The following is a 20,526-nucleotide window of genomic DNA, read 5'->3' as shown; positions in this document are numbered from 1 at the left end:
GCTTGTCCCATGGATCCGACCGTCGACCCCGATGCCGCCGCGATCGCCGCGGCGGCCACAATCGCCGCCGAGACCGACTGCGCCCGACACGACGTGGCCGTAGTGCTCGGGTCCGGTTGGGCGCCTGCGGCGGATGCCATCGGAACACCGGTCACCGAGATCCCTATGGTCCGGGTACCCGGCTTCACGCCACCGTCGGCTCAGGGGCACGCAGGCGTCATCCGGTCGGTGCAGCTCGAAGGCGTCCGGGTGCTCGTGCTCCTGGGCCGAACACACGCGTACGAAGGGCACGATCTGGCCCGGGTGGTCCATCCGGTCCGCACCGCGGCCGCGGCGGGCGCCCATACCGTCGTCCTGACGAACGCCGCCGGCGGCGTCGCGCCCGGACTGTCCGTCGGCCAACCGGTGCTGATCTCAGACCAGCTCAATCTGACCGGCCGCTCGCCACTGCGGGGCGCGCACTTCGTGAACATGGTCGACGCCTACCGGCCGTCACTGCGCGACATCGCACGCCGAGTGGATCCCGACCTCGTCGACGGCGTGTACGCGGGTCTGCCCGGCCCGCAGTACGAGACACCCGCCGAGATCCGCATGCTCGCTGCGATGGGCGCCGATCTCGTCGGCATGTCGACGGTCCACGAGACGATCGCCGCGCGTGCCGCTGGTGTCGACGTCCTCGGCCTGTCGCTGGTGACGAACCTCGCCGCGGGCATCACCGGCGAGGCGCTCGATCACGCCGAGGTGCTCGCTGTGGGCCGGGAGTCGGCGGCGCGGATGGGCGCTCTGCTCCGCTCGGTGATCTCCGAAATCGCCTGATGCTGTCGTTCGGGACCGCCGGACTGCGCGGTCCGGTGCGCGACGGCCCGGACGGCATGAATGTGGAGAACGTCGTGCGTGCGACCGCCGGCCTCGCCGCGTGGCTCATCGAGAGCGGCTACGCCGGGCGGACCGTTGTGGTCGGCCGCGACGCCCGCCACGGGTCCGAGGTGTTCGCCGAAGCCGCACGCGAGGTGTTCGCGGGCGCCGGGTTCGACGTCATCGGCCTGCCCGAGCCCGGCCCGACCCCGCTCGTCGCGTTCGGGTGCCGCGCGTTGGACGCAGCGGCCGGCGTGATGATCACGGCGTCGCACAATCCGCCGGCCGACAACGGCTACAAGGTGTACCTCGGTGGAGGCGCCCAGCTCATCAGCCCCGACGACCGGGAGATCGAAGCCGCGATCAGCAGAGTCGAACCGGCGTCCGTACAACGCACGACGACTACCGACGACGGCCGAGGCGACCGGATACGCGGCGACTATCTCGCGCGACTCGCCACCCGTTTTCCTCGCTCCGACAACCCGTCGGTGCGAATCGCGCTCACTGCCATGCACGGAGTCGGGGGCGCGCTTGCAGTCGAAGCCCTCGCCCACGCCGGATTCACCGACGTCCACCCGGTGACCGAGCAATTCACTCCCGACCCGGACTTCCCCACTGTCGCGTTCCCGAATCCGGAGGAGCCGGGCGCGACCGATCTCCTGCTCGCGACCGGCCGCCGCGTGGACGCCGATCTCCTCATCGCCCTCGATCCCGATGCCGACCGGTGCGCCGTCGGGGTCCGAGACGGCGACGGGTGGCGCATGCTGACCGGCGACGAGACCGGTGCCCTGCTGGGCGAGGCGATCCTGCAGTCGGCGCCCACAGGTTCCGTGGTCGCCAGCTCGATCGTGTCGGGAACGCTGATGCACACGATCGCCCTGTCACGAGGCTTCGACGCCCGCCGCACCCTCACCGGGTTCAAATGGCTTGTCCGCGCGGGCGAGCCACTCGTCTACGCGTATGAGGAAGCACTCGGGCACTGCGTGGATCCCGACGCCGTTCGAGACAAGGACGGCATCAGCGCAGCAGTCGCGTGCGCGCTGATCGCCCATTCCTGGCACGATCGGGGCGGGCTGTCGGCGGCGCTGGACACTCTGATGGCGCGCCACGGGGTCCACGTGACGGGCCAGCGGTCGGTTCGCTTCGACAACGCCGCCGACGGTGCGGCGCTGCTGCGTCAGTTGCGTGAACGACCCCCGACCACAGTTGAAGGATTCACCGTTGCGGTCGCCGACTACGCCGAACGCACCGACAGCCTGCGCACCGACGGTCTTGAACTGGCCGGGAGCGACGACGCGGGCGGCACGCTGCGTGTGATGGTTCGGCCGAGCGGCACCGAGCCCAAGATCAAGTTCTACGGCCAGGTGACCCGGCCCGCCGACATCGATACCGTGAGGGAAGTCCGCAAGCGCGCGGTGACCACATTGCAGCGAGCAGTCGACAGCGTGCTGGACGCATCACGCACCGAGGAGCCGAACCGATGACGTACCCGCCGAACGGGCAGTTCCCGAATCAGTATCCGACCAATCCGCCCGAGCCGCCGCGCTCGCAGTGGTCGTCCCCCGCCGTTGTGGTCGCGGTGATCGCCGGCGTCGTGGTGCTGGCGGGCGGCGTGATCGCCTCAGTGTACTTCGCAAAGGGCGACAACTCCGATACCGCCGGACCCACATCCTCGTCGACCACGCAGTCCGGGCCCGTGTCGCAGTCGACTGTCACCGTCACCGGGTCGCCGGACGCACCTACCGCCTACACGCCGCCGCCGACCACCACCACTCAGGCGCACGACCCCCCGACCGTCGCCGGCACCGACCGGCAGGGCTTCACATCGATCAGCGCGGCGCGGTGCAACGCCGACGACGACGCCGTGTTCGTCGGCTACACGTCACGATCCCACGTGGTGATCTGTCAGGTGGGTGCGGACACTTCACGCCTGTACTACAAGGGCTACGCGGAGGGCGACTCGATCGAGGTCGGGTATCCGAGCCGGTCGGGCGACACCTTCGACGCCCAGAACGGCAGCACCGTCTACCGGGTGTCGCCGTCTGCGTTGACGATTCTGGTACCCGGCGACAGCCCCACCGTCGAACCGATGATCAGCTCGTGGGTGAACTGACCCGCCGCACCCGCCACGCGGCGACGGTGGCCACAGCCATCACCGCGGCGACCGGCCACAGTGCCGACACACCCCACGCGACATAGATCAACGCACCGAGCAGCGATCCGGCCGCCAACGCCGACCACATGCCGAGATAGCGCACCCACCGCCACCGGGGTCCGCCGAGCAGCGCCGCACCGACCTGTTGCGCCGCCTTGACCAGTGTCCCGGTCATGTACGTCAACCCGATCGACACCTCACCGTCGCGCAGGAACGTCGCGTTCATGACACCCATCGCGACCGCGACCCCGAGTATCGGCGGGACCGTCGAGGATGTTGCGCTCAGCGCGGCCGAGGCGGCCACCAACAGGGTCGACGTCGCCATTACGGTCACGCGGCCGTCTCGCACGCGGGACAGCAGCGCCCCGATCACTCCGCCGACGAAGAACAACACGATCAGGCCCACGGCACGCCCGGCGTCAGCCCAACGCAAGTCCACGGCCTCCGCCGACATCCGCGTGGTGTTGCCGCTCATGAACGAGACGAAGTACCCGCCGAGGTGAAGGAAGCCGATCGCGTCGAGGCTTCCCGCGACCGCCGCCAGGACCAGCGCCAAGGCCACCTCGCGGCCACGTGCAGACTGCACCGACTCAGCGGGGGCCGAACTGGCGGTCGCCCGCGTCGCCGAGTCCCGGAACGATGAATGCGTCCTCGTTGAGGTGCTCGTCGATCGCGCCGATCACCAGGCGAAGGCCGCGGTGCCTGGACCCTTGCAGTGCGGCGACACCTTCCGGAGCTCCAACGACACACACCGCGGTGAGGTCGGTGGCGCCGCGTTCGGCCAGCAGGTCGAGCGTGTGGATCAGCGAGCCACCGGTGGCGAGCATCGGGTCGAGCACGTAGACGGGCTGACCGGACAGGTCGGCGGGCAGCGACGCGAGGTACTCGACGGGTTGCGCCGTCTCCTCGTCGCGTCCGACACCGACGAATCCGATCCGGGCGTCGGGCAGAACGGCCAGGGCCGATTCGAGCATGCCGAGACCCGCGCGAAGAACGGGCACGAACATCGGCGGCGTCGACACCCGCGCCCCGGGCGCAACGGCGACCGGCGTCTGGACGTCGATCTCGTCGACGGGCACGTCGGCGAAAGCCTCGTACACGAGCATCTGAGAGAGACGGGCGAGCGCACTGCGGAAGGCTGTGTTGTCGGTCGCCTGGTCGCGCAGGATCGACAGCCAGGCACGGGTCAGCGGGTGTTCGACGACGTGCACTTGCACGCCGGCGTCAGAAGCCGAAGTCATGTGCAGATCTTATGCCGGGGCCGATCACCTCGGGCGATAGAAGCCCTCGAACGTCTGACCGGCGTTGGTGGTACGCAGCGGAGTCACCCCGACGGGATCGCCGCCGGTCTCGACGAACTGATCGTTTCCGATGTACATGGCGACGTGGCCGGACCAGACCGCGAGATCGCCCGGCATCAGCTCCGACTGCGACACCTGAACGCCCGCCAGGTCCTGATCCTGTGCGAGCCGCGGCAGGTCGAGACCGGCCTGCCGATACGCCCACTGAGTGAATCCGCTGCAGTCGAAGCCGTCGGTTGTGGTGCCGCCCCAGACGTACGGGGTCCCCTGGACGCTCAACGCCGCGTTCACCGCGCGGGCGGCACGCTCGTTCGGCGCCTGCACTACCGTGCCGTCTGGCAGCACGACCCGCGTCCCCTCACCGCCTACCGTGGTCGGCCCACTACCCCGCGGCGCGACCTGTGCAGGCGCCCGATGACGCTCGAGCTGGGCCGTGTCGCCGTCGAGTGCGCTCTGCGCGCGCCTGACCACCGCGACCCCGCGTTCGATGTGGTCGAGCGCGAGAGGCACCAAGGCGGCGAGCCCGGCCGGCGTCGCGATGGAGCCGATCGCGCCCGCTGCGGTGACGAACGAGTCCACCAGGCCGTTCAGTTCGGTGTTCGCCGCTTTGACGTGCGCGGCGGCCGCAGCGATGACAGTGGCGACATCGGCACCGTCGTCACCGGCGGTCCGGTCGGCCTGTGCCAGGGTCCGGGCCCTCGCAGCCGCCGCGTCTGCGCCGGTCCCCCGCCATCCGGCGGACGTCGCCGTCATCGTCCGCGCCGACTCGTCGGCGGCTGCACCGAGGGTTCGCGTCGACTCAGCCAATGCTGCTGTGGCCCCCGCGGGCAGGTCACCGGTGCCCAGAGTCGCGATCAGCACCTTCAGCGGCGCGATGAGCACCTCGGCGGTCATGCTGTCACCTTCTTCGCACCGTCGGCGTCACAACACGTATACGCGCAGCAGGCCGCCGTGGTCCGGATCGACGTGTTCGTGTGGGCCGTCGACAAGGCGTCGAGCTGCCTGGTCCGCTGTGCCGTCACATCGACGAGTGCCGCGAGGAATCCGGCGCCGATCAACCCGAAGACCGGTGCCAACCCGCCCGTGTCGAGCCGTTCCGCGGCGGCCTGGGCACGAACCCGGTCGGCGGCGCCCCGCTGCGCATCGGCCACCGTGCGTAGTGCTGTCTGGTCCACTGTCACTGCCTTCATACTCAGTTGGACGCACAGAATCAGTGTTCGGTTCCACGGTGTCCGGCGTGTCGCGTCAACCGAATGTGAACGTGAACCAGGAGACGCCAGGCGAGACGTCGAACGTGAGCACTCGGCTGCGGGGCCCACCGTCGGTCAGTCGATACAGACGGGGAACACCGTCCACGTCGATCACCCGGTCCGGGCGTCCACTCTGGTGCACGACAACCCTGCCGCTGCCGCTGAGCACCGCATTCACGTCGTCTGCAGTGCTCGCCAATCGGATCCGGGCGTCGGCCCGAGCCGTTACCGACTCGTCCGCGACGTCGAAGCGACCAGAGAGCCCGTAGGTGTCGTCGGGCTGCTGCGCCGCGAGCGAGAAGTCGTGCGAGCCGTTGGTGAGTTCGGGCGATCCCGCATAGGCGCCACTCGACCGGGTCGACGACAAGTACATCTCTGGAGACACCGCGCCGGACGGCGCCGACGTGTCGGTCGTGTCCACGGGTTCGGGGAGCACCACGCCGGGTGACGCGGCCCGCAGCAGGTCTCGGATGCCGTTCTCGACCTCGCGATATCGCCCCTCCCCGAAGTTCGCGGCACGAATCCGACCTGTGGCGTCGATCAGGTACTTGGCGGGCCAGTAGCGGTTGCCGTACGCCTGCCAGATCGCGAAGTCGTTGTCCTGCACCACCGGATAGTCGATGCGCTCGGACCTTATGGCCGACGCCACGTTCCCAGAATCCTTCTCGAACGCGAACTCCGGAGTGTGCACACCGACCACGACCAACCCGGCGCTCCGATACGCGTCGTACCACTGTCGAACATGCGGACCGTCGCGCAGGCAGTTGATGCACGAGTACGTCCAGAAGTCGACGAGGACTACCTTTCCGCGCAGGTCCGCGTCAGTGAGCCGCTGCCCGTTCGCCGTGTTGAACCAGCGCCCGCCGCCGTCGAAACCGGGAGCCGCGCCGCAGTCGGCGAGACCGTCGGCCTCCCCGCGGCACGCCGCGTCGCCGGAGTTCGAGCGGCCGAGCGCATCGTTCACTGCATCGGAGTTGGAGAGCGCACGATCCGCGGCCGCCGTGTAGCTCGGGAGGGCCGCTTGCAGACGGGCAGGCGCGTCCATGATCAGCGCCGCGGCCAACCCGATGAGGATGACGCCACCGACGATCCGGAAGGTCCGCTGGCGGCTGCGGTAGGCCGCGAGCCGCTTCGACAGCGAGGCCCCGGCCGCGGCGAACACAGCGAGGGGAAGCGCCGCGCCGATCGCAAACGACACCGTCAACACCACTGTCCGCCAACCGATCTGGCCGGTGGCGCCGGCCACCGAGATCGCCGCCAACACAGGACCGGCACACGGCACGTACAGCGTTCCGAGCCCCATGCCGAGCAGATACGGCGCGAATCGTCCACCGCGGCCGCCCGAAGTGAAGGCGGGCATCCGCGAGAACGGGCGCTCCAACAGGTGCGACACCTGTGGCACGATCAACCCGACACCGATCAGGATCAGCAGGACGATGCCCGTCCACCTCAGCACCGAATCCGGCAGCCCGAGCGCGCTGAGCACCAGGGTCCCCAGCAGCGAGATGATGCTGAAACTGGTGACGATCCCGGCGATGATCGCGGGGGTCCTCCATCGATTCGGGGGCTCCGTCGCGTCGTCGGACGCCGCCGACCGCGATCCGCCGGTCACAAAAACGATCGGCAGCATCGGCAGAACACACGGCGACACTCCCGTCACCAGTCCACCTGCCAACCCGACCAGAATCACCGTCAACACGGCACTCTCCTCACTGACCGCGCCTCAGTCGGACGCTCGTCATCAGTGATTCGTCACCGCGCCCCGCAGGGATCGGTCGTCATCGCATCGGGATCGTCACCACCATCGGCGACGACGGCTGATGCGAACCCGTCATCGGCTCCACCGACAACCCGATGTCCCCGGGCCGGTCCATGTCGGCCATCAACACGGACGTGTCTCCGGAACCGCTGTGGACGACACCCGCGCTCTTCTTCCGTCCGCCGACGGTGATCCACACCTGATAGCCCATCGCTGGCTCTGTCGCGGGAAGGTCCGCGACCGTGACGACTGTCGCGCGCATCGACGGCGCGTACATCGCTGCGATCGTTCCACCGCCGACCTCTCCGGTGGACTTCTCCATGTCGGGGGCGGCGAGCACCTGTGCGATCGTGTCGTCGTGCACAACCGCGGGCGAGTCCGCGGCACGGTGCGACGACCACACCGCGGCCCCCACCCCGCCCGCCACGACGACAAGTCCCACCGCAGCCGCGACGATCAGTCGTGCGGCTCGGCGGTCCCGTGACGACCTCGGATCGTACGTCGCGGCCAGCACCGCTGACCGCAGGTGATCGGGCACCGGCTCGACGTCGGTGGACAGCATCGCCGCGGCCTGACGCAGGTTGTCGAGCTCCGCGCCGCAGCTCGGGCAGTCGTCGACATGTCGGAGCAGCCGTCGGCGTTCCACGTCGTCGACGGCGTCGACGGCCAGCGCGCCCAACGCGTCGAGCGGATGTTCGTCGGTGGTCATCACAGACCTCCCATGCAAGTCCGGAGCCGTTGCAGGCCGTCACGGATTCGAGTTTTGACAGTCGCCGGATTCACCGAGAGAACCGTTGCCACCTCGGCATATGTTCGACCACCGAAGTAGGCGAGATCGATCGCCTCGCGCTGGCGTCCGGTGAGTCCGTCGAGACATCGGCGAACGCGGCGTGTCTCGTCGTGATCGACCGCGGCTTCACTGACGATGTCGTGTCCCGCCGGACGCGCCGCTTCGTAGGCGATGTCCCGACGACTCGCCGCCGAATCGTGACGCACCGTGTCGACGGCGCGTCGGTGGACGAGAGTCGTCACCCACGCGGTCGCCGATCCGCGACTCCGGTCGAACGCCGCCGCGTCGCGCCACACCTGAAGCCACGCGTCCTGCACCACCTCTTCGGCCAACGACGCATTGGCGACCACACGCCTGGCCAGAGCGAGGTTGCGAGGTGCGAGCGCGTCGAACAGAGCCGCGTACGCGTCACGGTCGCCTGCCGCCACCGCCTCGAGCAGTTCCTCGGGCTGAACTTCCACAGTTCTCACACTCTCGATTCGTTGCGTAGCCGTCCAGAGATTGGTCGTGAATCCGAACCAATCCTTCGCCTCGTCGGCCGCGAATCGGTGAATGAGGGGCGCGATCGGCGCGTCCACACATCGAAAGGCCCGACATGTCGACCACCAACTCGATCTCTCGCCGCACCGCTGCCGGAGCAGTTCTCGCCGGAGCCGCAGCGCTCACCCTGCTCACCGCCTGCGGGAACGACTCGTCGTCGGACGACACCCCGAGCAGCGAGATGGCTCCGGCGATGTCGTCGACCATGATGGCTCCGCCGTCGTCGTCCGAGATGATGACTCCGCCCATGTCGTCTGACCCGAAGATGTCGCCCGAGATGACAAGTCCCGCTATGTCTCCGCAGGTCACAAGCCCTGCAATGAAGCCGGGCATGACCATGGACCGCTGATCGTCCACGTCGTCGTCATCGGCGCGGGAGCCGGTTTCGGGTCACTGGCCAGGGTGCATGCAGCGGGATCGACAGAACATGACTACGCTCTGTGATCATGGCCGGAGACATTGTCCCCATCGAACTCGGACTCACCGAAGGCAACCTGTTCACACTATGGGCCCCGCGCTGGCGCGAGGGCGACGACGAGTGGGAGGCGTTCCTCGGTCTCGACGAGGATCTGTACGCTCTCGACTCGGTTGCCGAGCTCGCCGCCTTCGTGCGCGGTGACGACGACAACGACCTCGCGGACCATCCCGCGTGGGAGACGATCAAGCAGCTCCAGGCCGACGAACTGGTACCAGACGACCGTCACTCCTACGACCTCGTGGGCGTGCCGGAACTCGCAGCGGAGGACCCGCGCGCAGAGGTTGTCGCCGAACTCGAGGATGCGCTCGAGATCGTGCGGATCATCGGTGAAGTGTGTGAGCTGACCCCGATCACGAAGGTCTTCACCGGCAACCCGATCCTCGGCGCCGTCACCGTCGGCACCGACAACTTCGCGGGCCGCGACGGCGTGGATCTGTGGGTCCGCATCGGCCGCATCATCGCCAAGAATTGGGACGACGTCCTCGATGCTCTCGACGAGGTCATCTCGCGCCCCAAGGTGGACGCCGGCGCCGTTGAAGAAGCCGAAGAAGAGCTCGCCGCAGCCGCATCGGCCGAAGACGAGGACGAGCCCGAAGACGAAGACGGCATCGACGCGATCGATGACGAGGACGATGACGAAGAGACCGAAGACGAAGACGACGACGATCTCGTCGACGAGGACGACTTCTGGGCGGCCGTCGGCATCGACCCGATCCGCATCTACACCGACGAGGGCGAGTTCCTGACTCTGCGCTGCTACCTCGGCGACGATCCGCTGTTCCTCGGTTCGAAGGGCAAGATCTTCGGTTTCGGCTCAGAGCGTGCCCTGACCCGCTTCCTCGCCGACGGCAAGGGTCACGACCTGGCGAAGCTCTCCACGTTCGCGGACGTCCGGAGCGCTGCCGAGACCTCGGAGATCGAGTACCAGGTGCTCCCGGAGAACGTGTACTCGCTGCAGGGCATCGACGAGGACATCCTCGACGGTCCTCGCCGGGTGGACTCCAAGCAGCTCGATCTCGCGGTTGAACTCCTCACCGACGCCGCCGACTACGCGGGCATCGACACCGTGGGTGAAGAGCTCGCGTCGACGACGCCACTCGGCTGGTTCGTCGACTACGCGATCAACCCCGACCCCAAGCGGCTCGCGCCGTCGGGCCCGTTCGACAACGAAGCCGAAGTGTGGCGTGCCCTCGTCGTCGACTTCGAGGACCGTCTCACCAAGCGCGGCTAGCACCTCCGACGCTTAAGGGGCGATTCGGTGTCACCTGGTGACACCGGATCGCCCCTTGCTCGCTGTCCGCCGAACTACTGCGACTTCATTCTCGCGAAGCCCGGCTTGATGACGCCGTCGATGAGAGCGATACGCTCGTCGAACGGCAGGAAGGCCGACTTCATGGCGTTGACAGTGAAGCGTTCGAAGTCGGCCCAGTCGTAGCCGAACTGGCGGTGCAGGAGCATGAACTCTCGGCTCATCGACGTGTCGCTCATCAGCCGGTTGTCGGTGTTCACGGTCACGCGGAACCGGAGTCGGGCCAGCACGTCGAACGGGTGGTCGGCGAGGGACGCGACGGCGCCGGTCTGCACATTGCTGCTCGGGCACAGTTCGAGTGGGATCCGCTTGTCGCGGACGTAGTGCGCGACTTTGCCGAGCACGGCGCCGTCAACCGGCCGACCGGGTGACACTCCCCCGCCCGGCAGTGTGACGTCGTCCATCACGCGCACCCCGTGCCCGAGGCGCTCGGCACCGCAGAACGCGATCGCCTCGTGGATCGACGGCAGCCCGAACGCCTCACCGGCGTGGATCGTGAAGTGCGCGCATTCGCCGCGCAGGTACTCGAAGGCGTCCAGGTGGCGACTCGGCGGGAATCCGGCCTCTGCGCCCGCGATGTCGAACCCGGCGACGCCTCGGTCGCGGTAGGTCACAGCCAGTTCGGCGATCTCGCGTGATCGCGCCGCGTGCCGCATCGCGGTCACCAGACACCTCACGACGATCGGCCGTCCCTGAGCGCCGGCCTCGTCCGAGCCCTCGGCGAGCCCCGCGAGCACGGCTTCCATCACGTCGTCCAGGCTCAGGCCCTTCTCCACGTGGAGTTCGGGTGCGAACCGGACCTCGGCGTAGACCACGCCGTCCGTCGACAGGTCTTCCACACACTCCCGCGCGACACGAGTCAACGCCGAGGCCGTCTGCATCACGCCGACGGTGTGCGCAAACGTCTCCAGGTAGGTCTCCAGTGACCCGCTGTTCGCAGCTGTTGCGAACCAGGTCGCCAGTGAGTCCGCGTCGTCCGCGGGAAGAGCTCCGTACCCGCTCTCGTGGGCGAGTTCCAGGACCGTCACCGGGCGGAGACCGCCGTCGAGGTGATCGTGCAGAAGGACCTTCGGCACCGCGCGGCACTGTTCCTCGGTGATCATGCTTCGACCGTATCCGCGTTCCCCCGACCGCGCTTGCGGAGCGGATCGACCATTAGGGCCGGCGACACCCACTCGTCACTGCGAATTCGCTTGAGGGCATTAGATTCTCGATCCATGAAACGTCGTCTCACCGCGGCCGCAGCGGCCGCCTTCGTGGTTCTCGGCGCTGTCGCCGCCGGACCTGTCCACGCCGCCGATTCCAAGCCCTCGATAGATCTGCAGTCTCACCGTGGCGGACGCGGCGAACACACCGAGGAGTCGCTGTACGGTTTCGCGAAGTCACTGGAACTGGGCGTGAGCACTCTCGAACTCGACGTCGTGCTGACGAAGGACACCGTTCCGCTCGTATGGCACGACCCGTCGATCCAGGCCGACAAGTGCGTCGACACAGTTCCCGCGTGGCCGGGCGACAAGCAGTTCCCCTACGTGGGCAAGGACGTCCACGACCTGACCTACCGTCAGATCCAGACGCTCGTCTGCGACAAGAAGCTCACGGGCTTCCCCTCCGCGAAGCGAGTGCTCGGCAACCGGATCGCGACGCTGCCGCAGGTGTTCGACCTCGCCTCTCGCTACCGCGGGAACAAGGTCCGGTTCAACATCGAGACCAAGATCGAGGCGGAGGAGCGGTCACGCAGCGCGAAGCCCGCCGTTTTCGTGTCCGCGATTCTCCGCGAGGTCCGTCGCGCGCACCTGGTCCGTCGAGTCGAGATCCAGAGCTTCGACTGGCGGAGCCTGCCGCTGGTCCGCGCGCAGGAGCCCTCGATCCCGCTGGTCGCCCTGTATGACGAGACGACATGGAAGCCGGGATCGCAGTGGCTCGGCTCTGTGCCGTACGGCCCGGACATCGTCGCCGCCGTCGCTGCCGCCGGGTACGACGTCCTGTCCCCCGCGTTCAAGCTGGTCGACCCGGGCCTGATCGCCAGGGCGCACGCCGCTGGGATCCGCGTGATCCCCTGGACGGTCAACGAGGTCTCCGACATCCGCAAGCAACTCTCCTACGGCGTCGACGGCATCATCACCGACTATCCGACGCGCTTGCGCGGAGTCCTCGGCGACGAGGGATACCGGCTGCCGAAGCCAGCCGTGCGGCGCTGACCGCGACTCTCCTTCTCAGGCTCGACCGGCGACAATCCTGTCGAGCACCAGCGGGCGGCCGGAGGGCCCGGCGTCCCCGATCACCGCGGCCTCGGCGAGGCAGTCGAGAGCGGCGTCGAACCTGGATGCATCGTCGGCGTGCAGCGTGAACAACGTCTGGCCCGCCCTCACTCGCTCACCGAGGCCCGCGTGCCACCGGACACCCGCCGCATACGACACCGACTCCCCCGGACGGGAGCGTCCCGCTCCGAGACGCCATGCGGCGTGACCGACGGCTAGGGCGTCCAACGACACGAGCACACCGTCTCTCTCCGAGCGGACTTCGTGCACGTGCCGCGGAGCCGGCAGCGGCGCATCGGGATCACCTCCCTGTGCGGTGATCATCGTCCGCCACTTGTCCATCGCACGGCCGTTGATCAGGTTCTCCGCCGGGTCCACGTCGCCGAGCCCGCCTGCGTCGAGCATCTCCCGCGCAAGGGCGAGCGTCAATTCCACGACGTCTGACGGTCCGCCCCCGGCCAGCACTTCAACCGACTCGGCCACTTCGACGGCGTTGCCGGCCGCACGACCGAGCGGTGTCGACATGTCGGTGAGCAGCGCTCGCGTGTCGACACCGGCGTCGGCGCCGAGTTCGACCATGGCCCGCGCCAGTTCGCGCGCGTCGTCGACGGAGGGCAGAAACGCACCCGATCCCGATTTCACGTCCAACACCAGGGCGCGGGTGCCTTCGGCGATCTTCTTGCTCATGATGCTGCTCGCGATCAGCGGGATCGACGCGACAGTCCCGGTCACGTCGCGCAGCGCGTACAGTTTGCGATCCGCAGGAGCGAGGTCGGCGGTGGCCGCGCAGACCACCGCTCCGACGTCGCGAAGTTGCGCCGTCATCTCGCTCACGCTCAACTCCGCCCGCCAACCCGGGATCGATTCGAGTTTGTCGAGCGTCCCACCGGTGTGGCCGAGACCTCGTCCCGACAACTGCGGAACCACGAGCCCGTACGACGCGACCAGGGGCGTCAGCGGCAGCGTGATCTTGTCCCCCACTCCGCCGGTCGAATGCTTGTCCACCGTCGGGAGGTCGCCCAGGTCGAGACGGACGCCCGACTCGATCATCGCGGCCGTCCAGTCCGCGACCTCCCGTCGGCCCATGCCGTTGAGTACGATCGCCATCAGCAACGAGGACATCTGCTCGGGTGCGACGTCGCCCGCGGTGAAGGCGTCGATCATCTCCTTGATCTGGACGGTCGAGAGCTCCCGGCCGTCGCGTTTGGTCGCGATGACGCCGATCGGGTCCATCAACGCCCCCGCACCGCATCGAGGTGCGACGGGCCGAACGCGTCCGGCAAGAGCTCCCCGAGAGACCGTGGACCGTCGACGCCGTCGACGAGGAGCGACGGACCGCCGAACTCCAGGAGTACCTGCCTGCATCGACCGCACGGCGTCAGCGGCACCCCGTGCGCATCGACGACGGCGACGGCCGACAAAGCGCTTCCGGCGGGCCCGAGAACACCCCGCGAAACGCCGACTGAGACCAATGCCACCTCGGCGCAGACACCGAGGCCGTATGAGACATTCTCCACATTGACTGAACTGATGATCTCACCGGTGACAGTGATACCGGCTGCCCCGACTGGAAACTGCGAGTACGGAGCATATGCCCTGGTCATCGCTGTAGTTGCTGTTCTGCGGAGTACATCGAACTCGATCTGGGTCACAATTCCCTCTTCCTGAACTCGCGGTAACAAAAGGTAAGGCATGCCTAATGAAATTGCGGGAGGCTGATCACATTGTTCGGGCAATTCACGATAGGCCTCAGCTTAGGTTTAAAGTCAGGTGCGATGGGTCCCGCCGCGACGTCTCGCGTCGCCCGAGGTCCTCCACAATTATCGACGACTTTGGAGGCGTAGTTCCGCGATGAGCACCCCCACGGAGGTTGCACCCGCACCGGTGCGCAAACGATCTCTCTACAGAGGTGACCCAGGAATGTGGTCGTGGGTGTTGCACCGCATCACCGGCGTCTCCATCTTCTTCTTCCTCTTCGTTCACGTTCTCGACACCGCGGTCATCCGCGTCGACGCGAACGCGTACACCGAGATCATCGAGACGTACAAGACGCCGCTCATCGGCCTCATGGAGATCGGCCTCGTGTTCTGCGTGCTCTACCACGCACTGAACGGTGTCCGGATCATCCTCGTCGACTTCTGGTCGAAGGGACCCAAGTACCAGCGTCAGATGCTGTGGGCGATCCTCAGCATCTTCGCGATCGTGTTCATTGCAGCGGCCGCGCGCATGCTGCAGATCCTGATCACCCACGCACTGTAGGACCGAGGAGAAGACACCATGACTGAAGTCAAGACACTCGGCACCGACTACGACCGCCCCGCCAGCCTGGACAACCCGCGCAGCCCGCGGGCCCGCAAGGGCGGCAACTTCGAGAAGTACGCATGGATGTTCATGCGCTTCTCGGGCCTGGCCCTCATCATCCTCACGTTCGGCCACATGTTCATCATGCTGATGGTCGACGACGGCGTGCACCGCATCGATGCAGGCTTCGTCGCCGATCGCTGGAAGGAACCCTTCTGGCAGATCTGGGACCTCTGCATGCTGTGGCTCGCACAGCTGCATGGCGCGAACGGCGTCCGCACCGTCATCGCCGACTACTCGCGCAAGGACAGCACCCGATTCTGGCTGAACGCCCTGCTCGGCCTGTCGATGCTGCTCGTGCTGATCCTCGGCACCTACGCGATCCTCACCTTCGGCAACGCCGGCTAAGGAGATTTGACTACCCATGCAGGAACATCGCTATGACGTCGTCATCATCGGTGCAGGTGGCGCAGGCATGCGCGCGGCCATTGAGGCCGCGCCCCGCGCACGCACCGCGGTGCTGACGAAGCTCTACCCGACTCGCAGCCACACCGGCGCGGCTCAGGGCGGGATGTGCGCCGCACTCGCCAACGTCGAAGAGGACAACTGGGAGTGGCACACCTTCGACACGGTCAAGGGCGGCGACTACATCGTCGACCAGGACGCTGCCGAGATCATGGCCAAGGAGGCCATCGACGCGGTGCTCGACCTGGAGAAGATGGGTCTGCCCTTCAACCGCACCCCGGAGGGCCGCATCGACCAGCGTCGATTCGGCGGTCACACCCGTGACCACGGCAAGGCTCCGGTCCGTCGCGCCTGCTACGCAGCCGACCGCACCGGCCACATGATCCTTCAGACGCTCTACCAGAACTGCGTCAAGCACGACGTCGAGTTCTTCAACGAGTTCTACGCACTCGACATCAACATGACGACCGACGAGAACGGCGAGCCCGTCGCCAACGGCGTCGTCGCCTACGAGTTGTCGACCGGCGAGATCCACGTCTTCCACGCGAAGTCGATCGTGTTCGCCACCGGCGGCTCGGGCCGCATGTACAAGACGACGTCGAACGCACACACCCTCACCGGTGACGGCATGGGCATCATCTTCCGCAAGGGACTGCCGCTGGAGGACATGGAGTTCCACCAGTTCCACCCGACAGGTCTCGCAGGCCTCGGCATCCTCATCTCGGAGGCGGTCCGCGGCGAGGGCGGCATCCTGCGCAACGCCGACGGCGAGCGCTTCATGGAGCGCTACGCCCCCACCATCAAGGACCTCGCGCCGCGCGACATCGTCGCCCGCTCGATGGTGCTCGAGGTGCTCGAAGGCCGTGGCGCCGGTCCGAACAAGGACTACGTGTACATCGACGTCCGCCACCTCGGCGAAGACGTGCTCAACGAGAAGCTGCCGGACATCACCGAGTTCTCGCGCACCTACCTCGGTGTCGACCCGGTGACCGAACTGGTCCCGGTCTACCCGACCTGCCACTACGTGATGGGCGGCATCCCGACGACCATCACCGGCCAGGTGCTGAGCAACAACGAGCAGGTCGTCCACGGTCTGTTCGCCGCAGGCGAGTGCGCCTGCGTGTCGGTGCACGGCGCGAACCGCCTCGGCACCAACTCGCTGCTCGACATCAACGTGTTCGGCCGTCGCGCGGGCATCGCCGCCGCCGACTACGCGAACTCCGCCGAGTTCACTGAGCTCGAAGAAGCTCCGACCGCGATGGTCGACGAATGGCTCGAGGGCCTGCTCTCCGAGCACGGAAACGAGCGTGTCGCCGACATCCGCACCGAGCTGCAGCAGCTCATGGACAACAACGCCTCGGTGTTCCGTACCGACGAGACGCTCACGAATGCCCTGAACGGCGTCCGTGAGCTCAAGGAGCGGTACAACCACATTCGCGTCCACGACAAGGGTCGTCGGTTCAACACGGACCTGCTCGAGGCCGTCGAGCTGGGCTTCCTGCTCGAGATGGCCGAGGTGACCGTCGCAGGTGCACTGAACCGCAAGGAGTCCCGCGGCGGACACGCACGCGAAGACTACCCGGATCGTGACGACGCGAACTACATGGTCCACACCATGGCGTACAAGAAGGGCAAGGGCCTGCTCGCCGACATCGAGCTCGACTACAAGCCCGTCGTCCAGACCCGCTACGAGCCGATGGAGCGTAAGTACTGATGACTGCCACTTTGGAGAATCCAGCAACGAGCGAGCCCGCACTGCCCCCGGTTCCGGCCGAGGCGACCATGGTCACGCTCAAGATCTTCCGGTTCAACCCGGAGGATCCCGACGCGCAGGGCTTCGAGAGCTTCCGCGTCCCGGCTTTGCCGACCGACCGTCTGCTCAACCTGCTCCTCTACGTGAAGGGCTACCTCGACGGCTCGCTGACGTTCCGTCGCTCGTGCGCGCACGGCGTCTGCGGCAGTGACGCGATGCGCATCAACGGCGTGAACCGTCTCGCCTGCAAGCTCCTCATGAAAGATCTGCTGCCGAAGGACTCGTCGAAGGAGATCACCATCTCCATCGAGCCCATCAAGGGTCTTCCGGTGGAGAAGGACCTGGTCGTCAACATGGAGCCGTTCTTCGACGCGTTCCGTGCGATCAAGCCGTTCCTGATCACCTCGGGCAACGAGCCGACCGCGGAACGCCTGCAGAGCCAGGCCGACCGCGCCCGCTTCGACGACACCACCAAGTGCATCCTGTGTGCCTGCTGCACCACGAGCTGCCCGGTGTTCTGGAACGAGGGCTCGTACTTCGGTCCGGCCGCGATCGTGAACGCTCACCGCTTCATCTTCGACAGCCGCGACGAGGCGGCCGCCGAGCGTCTCGACATCCTGAACGACGTCGACGGTGTGTGGCGCTGCCGCACCACCTTCAACTGCACCGACGCATGCCCTCGCGGCATCCAGGTGACGCAGGCGATCCAGGAAGTCAAGCGCGCACTGATGTTCTCGCGCTAGTTCTCGCAGACCTTTCTCTGCAGCCCCGGAGGGCCCCGACCACCAGGTCGGGGCCCTTTCCGTTTCGCTCGAGCGACCCCGCTGATCCTTGGGCGACAGCTCCGCTCACTGCTCCGTCAGCTGCTTGCATAGGAGCTATGAGCGAGCGCAACGAGTCGAAAGGCCCGCCGACGCACGCGAACGTCGTCCGAACCATCGCTTTTCCGACACCTCACGCGGCATTTGGGTGTGACGCACCGTACGCTCAGTCAGTCATGATCTCGCGCATCTCACGTGTGGGTGCGGCAGTCGCCGTCGCCGCCGCCTCAGTCCTGTCCGCACCCGTCTGCGTCTCCTATGCCGACCCGGTCGCCGGTGTCGAGGGCTACGTGCCGGCGCCGACGCCCGACACCGACGACTGCCCGCACCGGGTCCACACGCCCCCGGCGATCGACGAGTCGGAGGCCGTCCAGCCGGGGCACACGACACCCACGGCGCTACCGGTGCCCACACCTGCGGTGGGCGGCGCGAAACTGGCGGGGTGCGGCGTGGTGGCCGATCCGAAGGCCGGGGACGTCCCCGCGAACCTGACGAGTGCAGGATGGCTGATCGCCGATCTCGACACCGGGACGGTCATCGCGGCGAAGGATCCGCACGGGCGCTATCGCCCGGCGTCCACCATCAAGACCCTGCTCGCTCTGACAGCGATGAAAGAGCTGAACCTGGACACTGTGGTCACCGGCACCACCGACGACTACGGGATCGAGGGCGATTCGTGCGGTATCGGCCCCGGCGGCACGTACACCGTCCGCGAACTGCTGACCGGTCTGCTCATGGTGTCCGGCAATGACTGCGCCAACGCACTCGCTCGCGAACTCGGCGGCCGCGACCAGACCCTCACCAAGATGAACGCCGAAGCGAAGGCGATCGGCGCAGTCGACACGCGGGCGGCGAGCCCGTCCGGGCTGGACGCGCCGGGCATGTCGACGTCGCCCTTCGATCTGGCGCTCATCTTTCGCGAGGCGATGCGCAACGCCGACTTCCGGCACATGATCTCGCTCACCGAGTTCACGTTTCCCGGCTTTCCCGCACTGAAGGACGTTCCGGGCGACAAGGCTCATCCGGGGTACATGATGGCCACGTCGAACGCCTTGCTCCGCGACGGGTATCCCGGCATGCTCGGCGGCAAGACCGGCTTCACCGATGATGCCCTCAAGACGTTCGTCGCAGGCGTCGAGCGGAACGGCAAGCGCCTGGTGATCGTTCAGATGGCGGGCTTGACCGTTGCAGGCGACACGTACGTTCAGCAGGCGCAGCGCATGATCGACTACGGGTTTGCCGCACCGGCTGGAACCAGTGTGGGTTCGCTGGCTCACAGAGGAGACAACGCCCACTCCCCATTCTCACCCGCTCCGGAACCCGAGTCGGCGGCATCGGACGAACCGGCCCATACTGGTCGCACCGCCCTGATCGTGATTGTCACCATACTGGCGGCGGTAGCCGCCTCAGGCGGTGCTGTACTGCGGAAACGTGCCACCCGCCCCGGCACGGACTGACCGACCACGCAGCGTTTCCGTGCCGCTGAGCACCAGTTTGATGCCCGATCTATCGATCGATCGATCGGTTCGTGCCCTCCCCGCCGATACCGGGGCATCTGCCCGTTATTCCGGTGTTACGTTTCACAGACGTGTTGCGGCAGTGTTGCCACTCACTCTCCTCCCCTATCTACACGTCATCCGTTGAACGGAGCCCCGATGACCCACGCCCCTACGCGCCACCGCCTGGTGTCGCTCGCCGCCGCCGCCGCTGTTGCCGGCGCCGGACTGACCGCCGCCGTCGCCGCGCCCACACAGGGCACCGCTGGTGCCGCGACGTGCAAGAACGAGTCCACGGAAAAGCGGACGCTGATCGTCGACTACGGCTTCATGAAGTCGGTCCCGACCGAAATCGGCCAGGGCCAGCCGATCACCTACTCGCTTTCACTGTCGACCAGTAGCATCGGCAATCCCTACGTGCAGGGCGTCTGGGACGTCCCACCAAAGGAACTCGTTGACGTGAAGCCCGTCGTCAAGCTCAAGAAGTTCACTCTTCTCGGCGGCATCCTCGGCGGCGGAGGGGCCTTCGGCAAACTCGTCAACGAAGAGACCGTTGCACCTTCGAACGTGATCAAGGACGGCCGCAGCTGGAAGATCTCTCACACCGGAATCGCCATCTTCTCCGGCAGTGCGTTCACCGCTGAGTTCACCTACAAGCCGCCGGCCAGCTACACCGCGGGCAAGCAGATCACCAGCGGAGGCGCCGCTTTCCAAGCGACGCCGAAGCCCCCGCTCGGTTACCTCGAATTCGGCGACATGACCGCGTGCTTCACGGTCCGCGCCCCCAACGCAGGCGAAGCAGTCCTCGGCAGCCTCGACTCGGCGGGTCTCGGGTCGTCTGAGGGACAGCTGTCAAGCACCGGTTCGCTCGTCGACATCATCCCCGGCGTCATCGGCGGCATCGGTGGCGGCGGCAAGGAGGAGCCGAAGAAGTAGGCACAGCCGCACGACGAGCCCGTCCCACTCCGGTGGGACGGGCTCGTTTGTTGCTGCAG

Annotated in this window: 22 protein-coding genes; 12 read left to right on the top strand and 10 right to left on the bottom strand. The window is 67.1% G+C overall.

All coding sequences use genetic code 11. From position 1 onward, the window contains the following. Positions 1-9: 9 nt before the first annotated feature. The 3 genes from JVX90_RS04430 to JVX90_RS04420 are packed head-to-tail and all read left to right on the top strand — an operon-like array spanning position 10 to position 2,968. The gene (locus tag JVX90_RS04430; RefSeq protein ID WP_205331226.1) at positions 10-816 is read left to right on the top strand and encodes a purine-nucleoside phosphorylase; all 807 of its coding nucleotides are present in this window, start codon (positions 10-12) and stop codon (positions 814-816) included. After that, positions 816-2,339 (top strand): phospho-sugar mutase, encoded by a 1,524-nt coding sequence (locus JVX90_RS04425; RefSeq protein WP_205331225.1) that lies wholly within the window; start codon positions 816-818, stop codon positions 2,337-2,339. The genes JVX90_RS04430 and JVX90_RS04425 overlap by 1 nt, the downstream gene beginning before the upstream one ends. Beyond that, positions 2,336-2,968 carry a hypothetical protein gene (locus JVX90_RS04420; RefSeq protein ID WP_205331224.1) on the top strand — a complete coding sequence of 211 codons (633 nt, stop codon included), beginning with the start codon at positions 2,336-2,338 and terminating at the stop codon, positions 2,966-2,968. Before JVX90_RS04425 ends, JVX90_RS04420 begins: the two co-directional genes overlap by 4 nt. Here the strand turns inward: JVX90_RS04420 and JVX90_RS04415 are convergent. The 7 genes from JVX90_RS04415 to JVX90_RS04385 form a co-directional block, all read right to left on the bottom strand. Next, positions 2,949-3,572 carry a YoaK family protein gene (locus JVX90_RS04415; protein WP_205332271.1) on the bottom strand — a complete coding sequence of 208 codons (624 nt, stop codon included), beginning with the start codon at positions 3,570-3,572 and terminating at the stop codon, positions 2,949-2,951. The genes JVX90_RS04420 and JVX90_RS04415 overlap by 20 nt on opposite strands. Positions 3,573-3,600: 28 nt before the next feature. Further along, the gene (gene upp, locus JVX90_RS04410; protein ID WP_205332270.1) at positions 3,601-4,227 is read right to left on the bottom strand and encodes a uracil phosphoribosyltransferase; all 627 of its coding nucleotides are present in this window, start codon (positions 4,225-4,227) and stop codon (positions 3,601-3,603) included. Positions 4,228-4,275: 48 nt separating this feature from the next. After that, complete coding sequence (locus JVX90_RS04405) at positions 4,276-5,205, bottom strand: C40 family peptidase (RefSeq protein WP_205331223.1); 930 nt, start codon at positions 5,203-5,205, stop codon at positions 4,276-4,278. Then, entirely contained in the window at positions 5,202-5,501 is a 300-nt protein-coding gene (locus JVX90_RS04400; protein ID WP_275889941.1) for a type VII secretion target, read from the bottom strand. Before JVX90_RS04400 ends, JVX90_RS04405 begins: the two co-directional genes overlap by 4 nt. A 55-nt stretch (positions 5,502-5,556) precedes the next feature. After that, a complete protein-coding gene (locus JVX90_RS04395; RefSeq protein ID WP_205331221.1) occupies positions 5,557-7,260 on the bottom strand; it encodes a cytochrome c biogenesis protein DipZ in 1,704 nt (567 codons plus the stop codon). Between the two features lie 79 nt (positions 7,261-7,339). After that, positions 7,340-8,029, bottom strand: coding sequence for an anti-sigma factor (locus JVX90_RS04390; protein WP_205331220.1), 690 nt, complete (start codon positions 8,027-8,029; stop codon positions 7,340-7,342). Then, positions 8,029-8,571: a sigma-70 family RNA polymerase sigma factor gene (locus tag JVX90_RS04385; protein ID WP_205331219.1), complete on the bottom strand. Its 543-nt coding sequence runs from the start codon at positions 8,569-8,571 to the stop codon at positions 8,029-8,031. The genes JVX90_RS04390 and JVX90_RS04385 overlap by 1 nt, the downstream gene beginning before the upstream one ends. Positions 8,572-8,705: 134 nt before the next feature. Between JVX90_RS04385 and JVX90_RS04380 the strand changes: the two genes are divergently transcribed. Next, on the top strand, positions 8,706-8,999 hold the full coding sequence (locus JVX90_RS04380; protein ID WP_205331218.1) for a hypothetical protein: 294 nt from the start codon (positions 8,706-8,708) through the stop codon (positions 8,997-8,999). A 97-nt stretch (positions 9,000-9,096) separates the two neighbouring features. Beyond that, positions 9,097-10,359: a primosomal protein gene (locus tag JVX90_RS04375; protein ID WP_205331217.1), complete on the top strand. Its 1,263-nt coding sequence runs from the start codon at positions 9,097-9,099 to the stop codon at positions 10,357-10,359. Positions 10,360-10,433: 74 nt separating this feature from the next. On the opposite strand, the gene JVX90_RS04370 is transcribed toward JVX90_RS04375, so the two are convergent. Next, a complete protein-coding gene (locus JVX90_RS04370; protein WP_205331216.1) occupies positions 10,434-11,540 on the bottom strand; it encodes an adenosine deaminase in 1,107 nt (368 codons plus the stop codon). A gap of 114 nt (positions 11,541-11,654) precedes the next feature. Between JVX90_RS04370 and JVX90_RS04365 the strand changes: the two genes are divergently transcribed. Continuing rightward, entirely contained in the window at positions 11,655-12,635 is a 981-nt protein-coding gene (locus JVX90_RS04365; protein WP_205331215.1) for a glycerophosphodiester phosphodiesterase, read from the top strand. Positions 12,636-12,650: 15 nt separating this feature from the next. On the opposite strand, the gene JVX90_RS04360 is transcribed toward JVX90_RS04365, so the two are convergent. Together JVX90_RS04360 and JVX90_RS04355 are read right to left on the bottom strand one after the other, a co-directional pair. Next, a complete protein-coding gene (locus JVX90_RS04360) occupies positions 12,651-13,928 on the bottom strand; it encodes a thymidine phosphorylase (protein WP_205331214.1) in 1,278 nt (425 codons plus the stop codon). After that, positions 13,928-14,350 carry a cytidine deaminase gene (locus JVX90_RS04355; protein WP_205332269.1) on the bottom strand — a complete coding sequence of 141 codons (423 nt, stop codon included), beginning with the start codon at positions 14,348-14,350 and terminating at the stop codon, positions 13,928-13,930. The genes JVX90_RS04360 and JVX90_RS04355 overlap by 1 nt, the downstream gene beginning before the upstream one ends. A gap of 196 nt (positions 14,351-14,546) precedes the next feature. Between JVX90_RS04355 and sdhC the strand changes: the two genes are divergently transcribed. From sdhC to JVX90_RS04325, 6 genes are all read left to right on the top strand, one after another. After that, the gene (sdhC, locus tag JVX90_RS04350) at positions 14,547-14,954 is read left to right on the top strand and encodes a succinate dehydrogenase, cytochrome b556 subunit (RefSeq protein ID WP_075051939.1); all 408 of its coding nucleotides are present in this window, start codon (positions 14,547-14,549) and stop codon (positions 14,952-14,954) included. An 18-nt stretch (positions 14,955-14,972) separates the two neighbouring features. Beyond that, positions 14,973-15,404, top strand: a complete 432-nt coding sequence (locus tag JVX90_RS04345; RefSeq protein ID WP_008380871.1) for a succinate dehydrogenase hydrophobic membrane anchor subunit — start codon at positions 14,973-14,975, stop codon at positions 15,402-15,404. 16 nt (positions 15,405-15,420) lie between these two features. Next, complete coding sequence (gene sdhA, locus JVX90_RS04340; protein ID WP_205331213.1) at positions 15,421-17,175, top strand: succinate dehydrogenase flavoprotein subunit; 1,755 nt, start codon at positions 15,421-15,423, stop codon at positions 17,173-17,175. After that, positions 17,175-17,957 (top strand): succinate dehydrogenase iron-sulfur subunit, encoded by a 783-nt coding sequence (locus JVX90_RS04335; protein ID WP_008380874.1) that lies wholly within the window; start codon positions 17,175-17,177, stop codon positions 17,955-17,957. Before sdhA ends, JVX90_RS04335 begins: the two co-directional genes overlap by 1 nt. 254 nt (positions 17,958-18,211) lie before the next feature. Further along, positions 18,212-19,492 (top strand): D-alanyl-D-alanine carboxypeptidase family protein, encoded by a 1,281-nt coding sequence (locus tag JVX90_RS04330; protein WP_205331212.1) that lies wholly within the window; start codon positions 18,212-18,214, stop codon positions 19,490-19,492. A gap of 198 nt (positions 19,493-19,690) precedes the next feature. Further along, positions 19,691-20,467, top strand: a complete 777-nt coding sequence (locus JVX90_RS04325; protein ID WP_205331211.1) for a hypothetical protein — start codon at positions 19,691-19,693, stop codon at positions 20,465-20,467. The last annotated feature ends 59 nt before the right edge of the window (positions 20,468-20,526 follow it).

It is taken from the genome of Gordonia sp. PDNC005 (genome assembly GCF_016919385.1).
In the GTDB taxonomy this organism is placed as follows: domain Bacteria; phylum Actinomycetota; class Actinomycetes; order Mycobacteriales; family Mycobacteriaceae; genus Gordonia.
The sequence above is the reverse complement of the archived record's forward strand: the minus strand, read 5'-3'. Positions and strand labels throughout refer to the sequence as shown.